This is a genomic window from Nonomuraea terrae (assembly GCF_004348995.1).
In the GTDB taxonomy this organism is placed as follows: domain Bacteria; phylum Actinomycetota; class Actinomycetes; order Streptosporangiales; family Streptosporangiaceae; genus Nonomuraea; species Nonomuraea terrae.
This window is the reverse complement of the sequence record NZ_SMKQ01000219.1, coordinates 1-14672: the sequence shown is the minus strand read 5'-3', so window position 1 is coordinate 14672 and position 14672 is coordinate 1. Positions and strand designations below refer to the sequence as shown.

General features: G+C 71.6%; 11 protein-coding genes and 2 pseudogenes. 8 read left to right on the top strand and 5 right to left on the bottom strand.

Annotation, left to right across the window (positions count from 1 at the left end; translation table 11 throughout):
• The 4 genes and pseudogenes from E1286_RS39745 to E1286_RS39730 all read right to left on the bottom strand — a co-directional run.
• Window positions 1-397: pseudogene (locus tag E1286_RS39745) on the bottom strand (glycosyl transferase); the annotation flags it as partial.
• 56 nt (window positions 398-453) lie between these two features.
• Entirely contained in the window at window positions 454-1680 is a 1227-nt protein-coding gene (locus E1286_RS39740; protein ID WP_132621278.1) for an acyltransferase family protein, read from the bottom strand.
• Between the two features lie 165 nt (window positions 1681-1845).
• Window positions 1846-3414 carry an LCP family protein gene (locus E1286_RS39735; RefSeq protein WP_246075563.1) on the bottom strand — a complete coding sequence of 523 codons (1569 nt, stop codon included), beginning with the start codon at window positions 3412-3414 and terminating at the stop codon, window positions 1846-1848.
• A gap of 221 nt (window positions 3415-3635) precedes the next feature.
• A complete protein-coding gene (locus tag E1286_RS39730; RefSeq protein ID WP_246075562.1) occupies window positions 3636-5111 on the bottom strand; it encodes a hypothetical protein in 1476 nt (491 codons plus the stop codon).
• Window positions 5112-5316: 205 nt separating this feature from the next.
• Here E1286_RS39730 and E1286_RS39725 point away from each other — a divergent pair, with 205 nt between their 5' ends.
• The 3 genes from E1286_RS39725 (at window position 5317) to E1286_RS39715 (ending at window position 9390) form a co-directional block, all read left to right on the top strand.
• Window positions 5317-7323, top strand: coding sequence for a hypothetical protein (locus E1286_RS39725; protein WP_132621274.1), 2007 nt, complete (start codon window positions 5317-5319; stop codon window positions 7321-7323).
• 70 nt (window positions 7324-7393) lie between these two features.
• On the top strand, window positions 7394-8323 hold the full coding sequence (locus E1286_RS39720; RefSeq protein ID WP_132621272.1) for a glycosyltransferase family 2 protein: 930 nt from the start codon (window positions 7394-7396) through the stop codon (window positions 8321-8323).
• Between the two features lie 2 nt (window positions 8324-8325).
• Window positions 8326-9390, top strand: a complete 1065-nt coding sequence (locus E1286_RS39715) for a glycosyltransferase family 4 protein (RefSeq protein ID WP_132621271.1) — start codon at window positions 8326-8328, stop codon at window positions 9388-9390.
• On the opposite strand, the gene E1286_RS39710 is transcribed toward E1286_RS39715, so the two are convergent.
• The gene (locus E1286_RS39710) at window positions 9291-10250 is read right to left on the bottom strand and encodes a lysylphosphatidylglycerol synthase domain-containing protein (protein WP_132621269.1); all 960 of its coding nucleotides are present in this window, start codon (window positions 10248-10250) and stop codon (window positions 9291-9293) included. The two genes, E1286_RS39715 and E1286_RS39710, sit on opposite strands and share 100 nt — an antisense overlap.
• Before the next feature lie 63 nt (window positions 10251-10313).
• Here E1286_RS39710 and E1286_RS39705 point away from each other — a divergent pair, with 63 nt between their 5' ends.
• The 5 genes and pseudogenes from E1286_RS39705 to E1286_RS39685 all read left to right on the top strand — a co-directional run.
• A complete protein-coding gene (locus tag E1286_RS39705; protein ID WP_132621267.1) occupies window positions 10314-11141 on the top strand; it encodes a class I SAM-dependent methyltransferase in 828 nt (275 codons plus the stop codon).
• Window positions 11142-11284: 143 nt separating this feature from the next.
• Window positions 11285-12124 carry a lysylphosphatidylglycerol synthase domain-containing protein gene (locus E1286_RS39700; RefSeq protein ID WP_246075561.1) on the top strand — a complete coding sequence of 280 codons (840 nt, stop codon included), beginning with the start codon at window positions 11285-11287 and terminating at the stop codon, window positions 12122-12124.
• Window positions 12125-12222: 98 nt separating this feature from the next.
• Window positions 12223-13338 carry a glycosyltransferase family 4 protein gene (locus tag E1286_RS39695; protein ID WP_132621265.1) on the top strand — a complete coding sequence of 372 codons (1116 nt, stop codon included), beginning with the start codon at window positions 12223-12225 and terminating at the stop codon, window positions 13336-13338.
• A 32-nt stretch (window positions 13339-13370) separates the two neighbouring features.
• On the top strand, window positions 13371-14450 hold the full coding sequence (manB, locus tag E1286_RS39690; RefSeq protein WP_246075560.1) for a mannose-1-phosphate guanylyltransferase: 1080 nt from the start codon (window positions 13371-13373) through the stop codon (window positions 14448-14450).
• 36 nt (window positions 14451-14486) lie between these two features.
• A pseudogene (locus E1286_RS39685) lies at window positions 14487-14672 on the top strand (DNA-3-methyladenine glycosylase 2 family protein); the annotation flags it as partial.

Sequence of the window (14672 nt, the reverse complement as noted above, 5' to 3'; positions counted from 1 at the left end):
GGCTGGGCGACACCAGGGTCCCCTCGGGCACCACCTCGGGGGTGATCACCCGGTGACGCCGCGCGGCGCGGGCGAGGTGCCGGGGAGCGACGGGCTCGCGTACGTCCCAGACGACCGGAGGGCGCCGGTGGGGCAGGGCGCGCAGCAGCCGGTGGTCGTGGACGATCAGCAGGTCCGCGTCGCGGACGCCGCGTCGCAGCGCGCCGCGCGCCTTGCCGTACGAGGCCTCGTGGGCCACGTCCACCGCGGTCAGCCTCATGGCGGGGGTCACGTTGAAGAACGTGAACGGCGCGACGTAGGTCACCTCGTGACCGGCGTCGAGCAGTGCCCTGATCTGCCGGTGCATGATCCGGGCGTCCTCGGGGTGGTGGACGGTCGTGGCGACACATGCGCGCATGTGTCGATGGTCCGTGCCTACCAGGTCAAAGGCGTTAATGCGGGTGGAACGGTCGCTTAACTTCGCGCGGGGCGCCGATAGAGCCATGTCAGGCGCGGCTCCAGCACCCACTTGAAGATCGCGCGGGTCTGCGGCAGGCACAGGACGATGGCCAGCGCGAAGCAGGCCGAGCTGATCGCCAGCACGCCGAGCGGCCCGAACAGCCACGGGAACTTCAGCCAGCCCATCTCTTTGGCGATCATGACGGGGATGCCGTGGAGCAGGTAGCAGTAGAGCGTGCGGGTGCCGAGGTCGGTGTACCAGGTCTCCTTCCTGGGCACCAGCGCCAGCACCGCGACGGAAAGCGCGAGCGCGCACACCAGCAGGCCGGTGCGCAGGCCGAGGCCTTCGTACCAGGTGAGGTCGAGGTTCTCGTAGCTGCCCTTGAAGTAGAACGGCGCGACCGGCGTGCGCGTGGACGCGACGAAGATCGCCACCGCCGCCGCGGCCAGGATCACGCCCACGCCGACGATCTTGATCCACAGCCGATCGAGCCGCTCGAAGTGCTCGGGCTGCAGCACCAGGCCGATCACGAAGAACGGCATGAGACCGAAGAAGCGGTCGAGGCTGAAGTCGCCGTTGATGTCGGAGAACCCGGCGAACAGGTAGATCGCGATGGACACCGGCACCGGGTGTTTCATCCGCTTCCACACCGGTGTGGACAGCCGCCAGAACAGCAGCGCCACCAGGTACCAGTTGAGCCACGCCGGGTCGTCGATCGACAGGCTCCACTTGTGGCCCAGCGCCCACCGCAGCGCCGCGTAGCCGACCTCGACCACGACGTACGGGATGAGCAGCGTGTCGACCAGCTTGTTGACCTTGGCGGTCGAGTTGTGGACCCAGAAGTTTCGCGACAGATAGCCGCTGATCAGCACGAACAGCGGCATGTGGAACGTGTAGATGAAGATGTAGAGCGACCTGGAGGAGTCGGCCGTGAGCGTGGGCACCAGCGAGTGGCCGAGCGGCACCAGGGCGATCAGGAGGAACTTGACGTTGTCGAGGAACGGGTCGCGCTTGCGCGGGCCCGACTCCTGCTCCGGCTCCGGCTGCTCACCGGGCGCGGCGCCCTGGCCCACCGCGGGCTGGGGCGCGGTGAGCTCGCCGGGGCCGACCCCATGGGGGTCGGTGGACGCACCCCAGTACGCCCCTTGTGGTAACGGCCAGCTCGTCCCCGTGACGTCGGGCCCGTCGTCGGCGGGCCTCCGCGGAGTCGTGACCGGTGGTGAGGATCTGGTGTCAGACACTGGGGGAGTCGCTCAGCTTCGCTCGGGGGCCGGGGAACACGACGGCAAGCGCGCCCAGCGGGTCTTGCCGACCCGTGTCGCGCTGCGTCGCCGACCTGCAACAGATTAGTGCGTCCGCCGTCCCCCTCGGCCCGGAACGCCCGGTTACACAGGGAACTTTGAGGCTCAGGTGCAGACGTTCTTCTGCTCCGACGCGGTGATGGTGCTGTTCTGGACGCTGTCGGGAAGCTTGGTCACCTTGACCGAGTCGAAGTCCTCGCCGATCACGAGCTGCGTCACCGGAGTGCTCTTGGCGGTCGTGGCCGTGGCCGCGACACCGGCCGTGGCCGCGTACGCCTGCGCGCCGATCGCCGCGACCTTGCCCTGCTCGGCGGCGGGCTTGGGCAGCACCGACCCGGCCAGCGTGTCCGCGCCGGCGGTCGCCATGTCGGTCGGCTTGGCGTAGTGGACCGCGGTCTTGGCCAGGCTCTGGCCGTCGGGCGCCTCGTAGTTCCCCACCCCGACGACGTTGAAGCCCTGCTTGGCGAGCATGTCGGCGACCTCGGCGGCCCTGCCGGGGGTCTTGGTGCCGTTGAGCACCTGGACCTTCACCTGCTCGGGCTTGACGGTGACCTTCGGCTTGGCGCTCGCGCTGGCGGTCGGCGTCGGCTTTGCCTCTTCCGTGTCGGTCTTGATGGCGGTGAACAGCTCGGTGGCGTCGGGCTCCTTCCAGATGACGCGGTTCGTGTCCTTGGGGTCTGGCACCCACGGCACAGTGGTGAACTGCACGCCGTTGGCGGTCATCTCGCGGGCGCTCGTCGCGATCTGGATGAGCTGCTCGGTGTCGTTGGCCAGCTCGGGGTCCATGGTGACCGAGCCGGCCGCGGCGGCGATGAACTCGCGCAGGCGCCCGACGTCGGTGAGCAGCTCGCTGCTGGTGGCCTTGGCGACGACCTTGCTGAGGAAGATCTGCTGGCGCTTGATGCGCTGGATGTCGCTGCCGTCGCCGTAGTGGCGCAGGCGTACGTAGCCGAGGGCCTTCTCGCCGTTCAGCAGGCTCTTGCCGGGCGGGAGCACCAGCTTGGAGGCCTTGTCGTTGACGCCCGACTTCAGGCAGATCTCGATGCCGCCGAGCGCGTCGACGATGTTCTTGAAGCCGCTGAAGTCGACCTCGACGAAGTGGTTGACGCGGATGCCGGTGAGCTGCTCGATGGTGGTCATCGTGCAGGCGATGCCGCCGGAGTTGTACGCCGAGTTGATCATGTCGCGGCGCGGGGCCATCTCCTGCTTGGTGGCCTCGTTCTTGCACCGCGGGATCTGCACCATGGAGTCGCGGGGGAAGCTGATCAGGCGGGCCTTGTCGCGGTCGGGCGAGATGTGCATCAGGATGATCGTGTCCGTGCGCTTGCCGCCCGCGTCGGCCGTTCGGGCCAGCTGCTGGCCGTACTTGGCGTTGCCCTCGCCGGCGCGTGTGTCGGATCCGACGAGCAGCACGTTGAGCGCCCCCGTGTCCGGCGGACGCGGGTTGAGGATGTCTTCTTTGACGCTCTTCTCGTTGATGTTGCCGAAGGCGTCGCGGTAGGCCGTGTACGCGGTGAGCGCGCCCGCCACCATGACCGAGGTCATGCCGATGCTGACCCAGGCCAGCACGCGCATCTTCGTCTGGCCGCCGCCCCCGCCCTTGCCGGAGCGGTGGCCGCGCGGTGGGTGGTCGCCGGGCGGCGGGGGAGTCGCGGCGGCCGCTCTGCGGGCCATCCTGCTGCCTGGCTGAGTGGGGGCCACTCGTCGGCCCAGCTCATGATCGACTACCGGCACGCCCCTGTAGTCACTCATACGCCCCTAGCCTCTTTCCTCGCACCTGGTGCGCCGGCCCGGTCGCTACGCGCCACGAGACCAGGTCACGTACGGCGTGCCTCGAGCAACGACCGCGGGGAACGACCGTGACCAGGGCGTGATGTTTCCGCGGCAAAGCATACTCAGACCCGGACATTGGGTGGAATATCATCGCCAAACTCTTTCTCGCTGCCGGACTGTCTTAGCACGTCGGGACGCAGGCTCAGGGCCGCCGCCAAACAGGCCAAGGGCACAGCCGGCAGGACGTACCGGTAGTCGAACTCGGCGGTCGCGGCCGGTGTGATCAACAGCACAACGGCCGCCGACCACGAGACCGGCCAGACCGGAACCCCGGTGCGGCGCCTCCCGCGCCACCTGCGCACGGCCGCCGCCGCGGGCGGCACCAGCAGGACGGCGAGGAGCACCGTGCCGGGCAGCCGCACGAAACCCTGGTAGGCCCGCAGCGCCCCGGCGTAGGGTTCGACGATCTCTGTGCCGATCGCGCCCTGTTCGTAGAGCTTGGCATATTCTGCACCGACCTGTGCCGGATAGCGGCCCGGCGGCCCCGGCGGGGTTTCCGGGAACTGGTAGTAGCCGTAGACCTCGGCGTCGGGGTAGACCGGGCGGCCCCAGACGAACGTACGGCCCAGCTCCGTCAGCACCGAGACGGCGTAGTCGAGCGGCTGGGCGGTGATCGCCCGCATCGCGAACCTGGCCGCCAGGTCGTCGTTCGCCTTCGCGAACGTGATGTCCGGCAGCAGCACCAGCGGGGAGTCCTTGGCCCAGATGTACTCCTGCGACGGCGGGCGCTGCTCGGGCGGGCGCGGATCGCAGAGCACCCGCAGGTCGGGCGGCGGGTCCATGCGCTCGCAGTCGGCGAACGACATCGTGCGGGCGTACAGGAAGACGCCGTTGGCGCCCACGATGCCGACGCGCTCGTAGGTGGCGTAGAACCAGGCGCCGTACGCGACGATCGGGACCAGCGCGGCGGCCAGCAGCACCCCGGCCGGTTTGATCCGCCGGCGCAGCAGGAACCACGCCGCCAGCACGACGATGAGCGGCTGGCCGACCGTCCTGGTGAGGGTCGCGGCGGCCAGCAGCAACCCGATCAGCACGACGGTGGACGTGCGCCGCGTCACGCACAGCGCCACGGCCAGCACGATCAGGAACATGAACAGGGTGTCGGAGACCAGCAGGTGCTCCAGCTCGACCTGGTACGGGTCGAGCAGCACCGGCGCCGCGGCCAGCGTCGCCGCCCACCTCGGCGCCCGCCGCGCCGCCCGGTACACCAGCAGCCCGGTCGCCAGGCCGAGCAGGTGCTGGGCCACCGTGACGGCGCCGAAGGAGTGCAGCGGCTCCAGCAGCGTGAGGAACATCGAGTAGCCGGCCGGCCGCACCAGGTCGGGGCGGGGGTGGAAGACCGTGACGACGTAGGTGTAGGTGTCGGGGAACCACAGGGCCGGGCGGTAGCCGAGCATCGCCAGCACGCGCAGGGCGGCACCCGCCGCGAACAGGGCGAGGAACCAGCCGTGCCGCCGCGCCACCCCGGCCGCGTCCCGCGGCAGGCGCCGCCGTCCGCGTCCGCTGTCCGGGTCGCCGGCCTCAGCCGTCTGCCTCACCCGCACACCGTCCGCCTGACCGCCACGTAACCCACCGTTCCTCCGCATCCGGTCCCGGAGGCGAGGTGGTGGGGCGGCTCTCCGCTGGGTGGGCTCTTCGCGGCGCAGGCTCCCGTCACGTCGCGTACGGTACCGCCGATTTTCGCCAACCCATGACTTCGGGCCGGTGGGGGTGAGGCGTTGGGTTGGATACGCTCGCTGATCGATGGAAGTGGATCGATCCGGCCGGATACTCGCCGCGATCACCGTGCTGCCGGCGTTGGCCGTGGCGGGGTGGTTGCTGGCGGGGCTGCCGCTGTTGATGCTCGGCCGGTTCGGGGCCGTGCCGGTCGCGCTGCTCGGGGTGGCGGCCGCGGCCGTGCTGGGCGTGCTCGGCACGCGGCGGCTCGGCAAGGTCGTCGAGGCGACGTCCCTGCAGGTCGCGGGCGTCGTGGCGGTGGCCGTGGCGTCGGGCGTGTTCAACGGCGTCATGTACAGCGAACAGGTCGCCATCCGGCGCGACCCCGCGACGTACACGCAGTACGCCGCCTGGATCGCCGCCCACGGCTCACTGCCCATCCCGCCGCAGGCCGAGGCGTTCGGCGGCCCCGACCGCTGGCTGGACTTCGTCAGCATCGGCTTCTACGACGTCAACGGCTCGGTGCTGCCGCAGTTCATGCCGGGCTCGCCGATGTTGTTCGCGATCGGCCACTGGCTGGGAGCGCCCTTCGTGATGCCGGCGGTGCTCGGCGGGCTGGCCGTCCTGACCGTGGCGGGCGTCGTGGCGCGGCTGGTGGGGGCGCGCTGGGCGGTGGTCGCCGCCGTGGCGGTCGCCGTGAGCCAGCCGGTCCTCTACACCTCGCGTACGACGTTCAGCGAGATCCCGTCGCTGATCTTGCTGTTCGGCGGGCTGGCGCTGGCCTACGACGCGCTCACCGGCACGTCGGGCCGGCGGCTGCGCGGGCTGCTGGCCGGGCTGGTGCTGGGCCTCGCGGTGCTGGTCAGGATCGACGGGCTGCGCGACGTGCTGCCTGCGCTGGCGTTCGCCGGGCTGCTGATCGCGATGCGCCGCTTCGCCCGGCCGGAGGGCACGGTGGGGCCGCCGCTGCTGGCGGGCCTGCTCGCCGGGGCCGGGCTCGGGCTGGTGGGGGCTTATGAGCTGGCCCGCCCGTACCTGATGTACCTGTCGGGGTCGGTCCGGCCGCTGCTGTTCATCTGCGCCGGTGTCCTGGTGCTCACCCTCGTCGGCACGCTCGCCGCGCCGTGGCTGGCCCGGATCCGGCTGCCCGCCTGGGCCCCGGCGGCGGGCGTGGGCCTGGTGGTCGTGCTCATGGCCGGCCTGTACGCCCGCCCGTGGTTCCAGACCGTGATCCGCGTGGCGGACAACCCCGGCGACATCCGCACGGCCGAGATGATCCGGCAGATCCAGCGCGCGAACGGCCTGCCCATCGACGGCGACCGCCTGTACTTCGAGAACTCCCTGCACTGGGTCGTCTGGTACGTCGGCCTGCCCGCCGTCGTGCTGGCCACGATCGCCGCGGCCGTGCTGCTGCGCCGGCTGCTGCGCGACGGCACGCCGTTCGCCTGGCTGCTGCCGCTCGCGGTCGTCGGCTGGACGACCGCGACCACGCTCCTCCGCCCGGAGATCACCCCCGACCACCCGTGGGCCGCCCGCCGCCTGGTGCCCATCGTGATCCCGGGGATGGTGCTGCTGGCCGTGCAGGGGCTGGCGATGCTCCGCGACCGGCTGCGGCGGCACGGCACGAGGTCCCGGAAGTGGGGGATGACGGCGGCCGTCCTGCTGGTGCTCGTCCCGCCGGCCGTGACGTCGATCGGCACCGCGTTCACGCCGATCGAGCGCGGGGAGATGGCGGCGGTCCGGGCGATGTGCGACCGGCTGCCGCGCGACGCGTCCGTGCTGTTCGTCGAGCGGGTCACCGGCGACCGGTTCACCCAGGTCGTGCGCGGCATGTGCGGCCGTCCGGCGGCGGAGGTCAAGCGCGTGGGCTCCGACACCGCGCCCGAGGACCAGGTGCGCCGCCTGGCCCAGCGGGTGCGCGCCGCCGGCCGCGTCCCGGTCGTGCTGGGCGCCGAGGAGGACCAGGTCGCGCCGTACGGGCGGGCGACCCAGGTCATGGCGCTGGTCACCCGCCAGGACGAGCGTTCCCTGCTGGAGGCCCCGAACGGCACCTGGACGCTGCGGATGAACGTCTGGATGGCCCCAGTCGAATAGCAGGGCCGGGTAGCCTCAAGGAAGTCGATGTGAGCCCGGTACGCGGCCGGGCAGAGTACCCTCGACCCCCGTGAGCACGCTTGAGACCTCCAAGAGTGGACCCGACGTGGAAGAAGCCCCGTACGTCACGATCGTCCTGCCCTGCTACAACGAGCAGGACCACGTCATCGACGAGGTGGAGCGCATCACGAAGGCGATGGACTCGAGCGGCTACACCTACGAGCTGGTGGCCGTCGACGACTGCTCGACCGACGACACGCTGGCCAGGCTCAAGGAGGCCGCACCCCGCTACCCCCGCCTGCGCATCCGCGCCTTCCACCGCAACGGCGGCTCCGGCACCGTGCGCCGGATCGGCACGCAGGAGGCCAGGGGCGAGATCGTCGTCTGGACCGACGCCGACATGTCCTACCCCAACGAGCGCATCCCCGAGCTGGTGCAGATCCTGGAGAAGGACCAGTCGATCGACCAGGTCGTCGGGGCGCGCACCAGCGAGGAGGGCTCCCACAAGCTCCTGCGGGTGCCGGCCAAGTGGATGATCAGGAAGATCGCCGAGATGCTGGCCGGGCAGAAGATCCCCGACCTCAACTCCGGGCTGCGCGCGTTCCGCAAGCCGGTGGCACGCCCCTACCTGCGGCTGCTGCCCCCCGGGTTCTCCTGCGTCACGACGATCACGCTGTCGTTCCTGATGAACCAGCACGACGTCTACTACCTGCCGATCGGCTACGCCAAGCGGGCCGGCAAGTCGAAGTTCAGCTTCGTCTCCGACGCCTACCGCTACATCCTGCAGGTGCTGCGGATGATCATGTACTTCAACCCGCTCAAGGTGCTCATGCCGCCCGCGCTCTGGCTGGTCGGGATCGGGCTCGCCAAGGGCGTCTACGACATGGTCAGGACGCCGTTCTACTTCCCCGCCAACACCGTCATGATCTTCCTGTCCGGGCTGCTCATCGGGTCGGTCGCGCTGCTCGCCGACCTCATCGTGCGCTCGCGGGGAGACTGACGATGCGCGTCGCGATCGTCGGCCCGACCTATCCGTACAAGGGCGGCGGGGCGCAGCACACCACCGAGCTGGCCCACCGGCTCGCGGCACAGGGCCACGACGTGGTCATCGAGTCGTGGCGGGCGCAGTACCCGTCGTTCCTCTACCCGGGGCAGCAGACGATCTCCGCACCCGAGGGCACGCCGTACCCGGAGACCGTGCGCCGGCTCGACTGGCGGCGGCCCGACGGGTGGGTGGCGGCCGGGCGGCGGATGCGCGCGGCCGACCTGGCGATCCTGGCCGTCCTGAGCCCGGTGCAGGTCCCCGCGTACCTCGGCATCCTGTACGGCCTCGGCCGCCGTGCCCGGACGGTCGCGCTCTGCCACAACGTGCTGCCGCACGAGCGCAAGCCGTACGACGAGCCGCTGATGAAGGCGCTGCTCAAGCGGGTCGACGGCGTGCTGACCCACTCCGAGCAGCAGGCCGCACTCGCCCGCGGGCTCACCCGCGAGCCGGTCGGCGTGGCCGCGCTGCCGCCGCACCTGCCCTCGACCTCGGGCGAGCGGGCCGCTCACGCGGTGCACCGGCGGTTGTTGTTCTTCGGCATCGTGCGGCCGTACAAGGGGCTCGACCTGCTGCTGCGGGCGCTGCCCGAAGGGGTCTGCCTGACGGTCGCCGGTGAGTTCTGGGGCGGGCTCGACGAGACGAAGGCGCTGATCGACGAGCTGGGCCTCGGCGACCGGGTGGAGCTGCGGCCCGGCTACGTGCCGGCCGGCGAGGTGCCGAAGTTGTTCGCCGCGGCCGACGCGCTCGTGCTGCCCTACCGCGACGCCACGGCCAGCCAGAACGTCTGGCTCGGCCACGAGCACGGCGTGCCGGTGATCGCCACCCGCGTCGGCGCGCTGGCCGACCACGTCACTGACGGCGTCGACGGGCTGCTGGTCGAGCCGGGCGACGTCGGCGCCCTGCGCACGGCCATCGAGCGGTTCTACGCCTCCGGGGAGCCGGAGAGGTTGCGGTCGGGGGTCAAGGCGGTCGATCCCGAGCCGTTCTGGTCGGCGTACACCGAGGCGCTGCTCGGTCTCTGACGGCCGAGCAGGAACGCGATGCCCGCGGCCGCCGCGTCGGCCAGCGTGAACGCCACGCGCGACACGATCGCCACGGCCAGGGCGGCGGGTGTGCCGATGACCGGGCTGAGCACGAGCACCAGCGCCCCCTCCCTGACGCCGACCCCGGCCGGGACCACGACCGTGAGGATGCCGGTGGCCCAGGCGAAGGCGTAGGCGCCGATGGCGATGACGTACAGGTCTGCCTGGCCGGCGAGTAGCACGATGTGCGCGCCGTACACGAGCCAGCCGAGCGCCGTCCAGGCGACCGCGACGACGACCGTACGGCCGGGCAGCACGCTCTCCAGCGGCTCCCTGCGCGCCACGCGCAGCGCCAGGTTGAGCCCCCAGGCGAGCACCTTGGGGTGCAGGCCGACGATGATCACGGGGACGAGCAGCACGAGATACCACGCCTCGCGCACCGCATCCAGCTGTCCCAGGGTGGCGGCGGCGAGCGAGATCGCCACCGCAAGGCTGATCACCAGGCCGAGCGACATCGTCGCGAACGTGCGCCGCGGCGGGCTGCCGTGGTCGCGGCCGAGGTCCATCGTGGCCGCGTACGCCCACACCACGCCCGGGATGTACTTCCCCAGCTGGCCCACGAACATGATCCGGCCGGCGCCCCGCAGCGGCACCCGCGTGCCGAGCCCGGCGAGGATCTCGCGCCAGGCGACCAGCATGAAGAACTGGCCGAGCAGCACCGTGGCGAACGCGCCGAGCAGCGCCCACGGCGACATCGCGCCCACCGCGGCGGTGGTCTCGTGCCAGTTGCTCGCCAGGCCGTAGCCGAGGAACCCCAGGGCGACCAGGGCGAGGACGACGCGCAACAGCCGACGCAGCATTGCGCCAGGCTACCGAAGAGCGATTGACATCGGATCGGCTTCGGGGTCGGTACGGTGGGGGCCGTGGTGAAGCAACGGGTCGCGCAGCTCGAATACTCCGAGTTCCAGTCCGCCATGCTCGACGAGGACAAGCGCAGGCGAAAGGCAGCCAAGATCATCGCGGTGCTCGAACACTTCCGCGGCCCGCTGGACGGTCTGACCGTGGGCGACGTCGGCTGCTCGGCCGGGTTCATCGCCGACGAGCTGGCGCGGGCCGGGGCCGGGCACACGCTGGGCGTCGACATCGACGTGCCGGGGCTGCGCAGGGCCGCCGACCGGTTCGGCGACCGGGTGGCGTTCGTGTGCGGCGACGGCACGGCGCTGCCGTTCCCCGACGGCTCGATCGACGTGCTCGTGTTCAACCACATCTACGAGCACGTGGTCGACCCGGACGCGGTGGTGGCCGAGATGCACCGGGTGCTGGCCGACGACGGCGTGCTCTACCTGGGGCTCGGAAACCGGCTCGGGATCATGGAGCCGCACTACAAGCTGCCGTTCCTGTCCTACCTGCCGCCGGCGGCGGCCGACCGCTACGTGCGGGCCTTCGGGCGGGCCGACCACTACTACGAACGGTTCCGTACGCGGCGCGGGCTGCGGGAGATGTTGCGGGCCTTCCACGTGTGGGACTACACCTTCCCCGTGCTGGCCACGCCGACGAGGTTCGCCGGGGGAGAGCTGTTCCCCGGGGTGGTGGGCAAGGTGGTCAAGGCCGTGCTGGGGCGCATGCCGCGCGGGGTGCTGCGGCTGCTGCTGCCGCTCGTGCCGACGTACCTGTGGGTGGCGACGAAGACGCCGCGGCGGCCGGTGGGCGCGGCGCTGCCGCAGCCGCCCGAACGGGTGCGCCCGCTGTGAGCACCGGCGCCTCCGGCACGGCGGACCCCCACGGAAGCACCGGCGACCCCACGAGCGGCCCGTCGAGCGGCCCGTCGAGCGGCCCTGTGAGCGAGCCTGTGGGCGCTTCGGCGGTCGGGCGGCGGAAGGGTGTGCGCGGGGTCTTGCGGGGCGCGTTCCTGGCGGTCGCGCTCGGCTTCGGCGGGTGGGCGGTGGCCAGGGAGTGGGACGCCGTGGCGGCCGGGTTCGCCCGGCTGTCATGGCCCGCGCTGGCCGGGTCGCTCGCCGCCGTGGTCGCCGCGCTGCTCGGGGCCATGCTCACGTGGCGCACCCTGCTGGCCGACCTCGGCTCTCCGCTCCCGCCGCGCCCCGCCGCCAAGGTCTTCTTCGTGGGCCAGCTCGGCAAGTACATCCCCGGCGCGGTCTGGCCGGTCCTCGCCCAGATGGAGATGGGCCGCGACCTCGGCGTGCCGCGTTCGCGCAGCGCGGCGGCGTTCTTCCTGATGATGCCCATCCAGCTGGCCACCGGCCTGCTGGTCGCGCTCGTCACCCTCGGCTGGAACCGGTACGGCTGGCTGCTGTTGTTCATCCCCCTGCTCCTGGTGCTGCTGGAGCCCCGGGTGATCAACGCCGTGATCGACCAGGCCCTGCGCCGGCTCAGGCGCGAGCCGCTCGAACGCCCCCTCACCCGGCGCGGCATGCTCACCGCGCTCGGCTGGGCGCTGACCGGCTGGGCGGCGTACGGCGTGCACCTCTACTTCGTCGCGCCCCAGGTCGGGCTGCTGTTCGCCGTCGGGGCGTTCGCGCTGTCGTGGTGCCTCGGCATCCTGACGTTCGTCGTCCCGGCGGGGGCGGGCGTGCGGGAGGTCGCCATGGTGGCCGTGCTGGCCCCTCAGCTCGATCAAGGAGCCGCGATCGCGGTGGCCCTTTCCTCCCGCATCGTCATCATCGTGGGAGATCTGATCTGCGCCGGATTGGCCGGAATTGCAGCACGTCGCGACTGAGTGTGATTTGGCGCACGTTTTAGGGGAGGCTGGTCATAAGCTGAACATCAGAGGGGGACGTCCGGTCCCGCGTTGATCTTGAGGGGAGAGATCTTCGTATGCCTCGAGTGCTCGTCGACGCGGCGGCGGTCCCCGCCGACCGCGGCGCCTTGACGCGATATGTGCACGGACTCGTCGCCGGGCTCCACAGGGCCGGAGCCGACCTGGCCGTGGTCTGCCAGCGCGCGGAGGCCGAGCTCTACCGGCGGCTCGCACCCTCGGCCGACGTCATCCCAGGCCCGGTCGCCCTCACCAACAGGGCCGCCAGGCTCGCCTGGGAGCAGACGGGGCTGCCGCTGCTCGCCCGGCGCGCAGGCGCCGGCGTGATCCACGCCCCCTACTACTCCATCCCGCTCGGCTCCGGCCTGCCGACCGTGGTGACGGTGCACGACGTCACCTGGTTCACCGAGCCCGACCAGCGCAGCCCGCGGGCGTCGTTCTTCCGCTCGGCCACCCGTACGGCCGTGCGACACGCCCGGCGGGTCATCGTGCCGTCCAAGGCCACCCGCGACGAGCTCATCCGCGTGCTCGCCGCCGACCCCACCCGCATCGACGTCGCCTACCACGGCGTCGACCTGGCGCAGTTCCACCCGCCGAGCGAGGAGGAGGTCCGCCGGGCCTCGACACGCTGCGGGCTGCACGGCCGGCCGTACGTGGCCTTCCTGGGCGCGCTCGACCCCCGTAAGAACGTTCCGAACCTCATCCGCGGCTTCGCCGCCGCGGTCAAGACGCTGGAGAACCCGCCCGCGCTGGTGATCGGCGGCGGCGTGCACCAGTACGACGTCGACGTGGCCTGCCGCGAGGTCGAGGCGACGGTCAAGGTGGTGCGGCCCGGCTATCTCGGGGCCTCCGACCTGCCCGGGTTCCTCGGCGGGGCGCTCGTCGTGGCCTTCCCGTCGCACGGCGAGGGGTTCGGGCTGCCGGTGCTGGAGGCGATGGCCTGCGGCGCGCCGGTGCTCACCACCCACCGCACCTCGCTGCCCGAGGTCGGCGGCGACGCCGTCGCCTACACCGAGCCCGACGCCGACAGCATCGCCACGGCGCTCGGGCAGCTCCTGGCCTCAACCGAGCGCAGGAAGCAACTGCGGGAGGCGGGGCTGGCCAGGGCCCGCGAGTTCACGTGGGCCGCATCGGCCGAAGCGCATCTCAGCTCCTATCAACGCGCGATCGAATAGTTCGGTAACCTCACGGAGTGATGGAGAGCTCTTTGCCAGGCCTCGAGGCGATCCTCCTGGTCGGGGGGCAGGGCACGCGCCTGCGTCCGCTGACACTGGGCACGCCCAAGCCGCTGCTGCCGACCGCCGGGGTGCCGTTCCTGGCCCACCAGCTGGCCCGCGCGCGATCGTTCGGCGTGCGCCGGATCGTGTTCGCGACGTCGTACAAGGCGTCGATGTTCGAGCCGGTCTTCGGAGACGGGGCGGCGTTCGGGCTCTCCCTCGAATACATCACCGAGCAGACGCCGCTCGGCACCGGCGGGGCGATCCGCAACGCGGCCGAGGCGCTGACGTCCGGCCCCGACGACCCGGTGCTGATCCTCAACGGCGACATCCTGAGCGGCCACGACATCGGCGAGCAGGTGAGCCTTCACCGCGCGCGCGAGGCCGCTGTAACGCTCCACCTGACAGAAGTGGACGATCCCACACGGTTCGGCTGTGTGCCGACCGACGAGAGCGGCCGGGTGACCGCGTTCCTGGAAAAGACCCCCAACCCGGTCACCAACCGCATCAACGCCGGCTGTTACGTCTTCACCCGGTCGGTGATCGACTCGATCCCGAGCGGCGAGGTCGTGTCGGTGGAGCGCGAGACGTTCCCCGGGCTGATCGAGTCGGGGCAGCTCGTCCTGGGCTACGCCACCCCCACCTACTGGCTCGACGTCGGCACGCCCGCCGCGTTCGTGCAGGGCTCGCGCGACCTGGTGCTGGGCCGGCTGGCCTCGCCGGCGCTGCCCGGTCCGACAGGCGAATACCTGGCGCTCGACGGCGCCCGGATCTCACCCGAGGCCAAGGTGCAGGGGGGCACGACCGTGGGCGCCCGGTGCGTCGTCGAGGCGGGGGCCTCGGTGGTCGGCTCGGTGCTGAGCGACGACAGCGTGATCGAGGCGGGGGCCTCGGTAGTCGACTCTGTGGTCGGTCAGGGGGCGCGCGTCTGCGCCGGCGCGGTGGTGCGCGACGCGGTGATCGGGGACGGGGCGATCGTGGGGCCGGGCAACGAGCTCCAGAACGGCGTACGCATCTGGCCGGGGGTCGAGCTGCCGGAGCGGGCGCTGCGTTACTCCAGCGACGTCTGACTCTTTCCAGTCCCGAGCAGGCGGCACACTTGACGGGTGGAAGAGCGCAGGTGGGTCCCGGACGGGCCGCTCGACGTAGGGCTGGCGTTGCAGCCTCTCAGGCGCGGCAGCGGCGACCCCACCTGGCGCCTGGGCGCCGACGGCGCCGTGTGGCGCACCTGCCGCACCCCTGACGGGCCCAGCACCCTCCGCGTGAGCGTCGGCGGCGGCGCCGTGCACGGG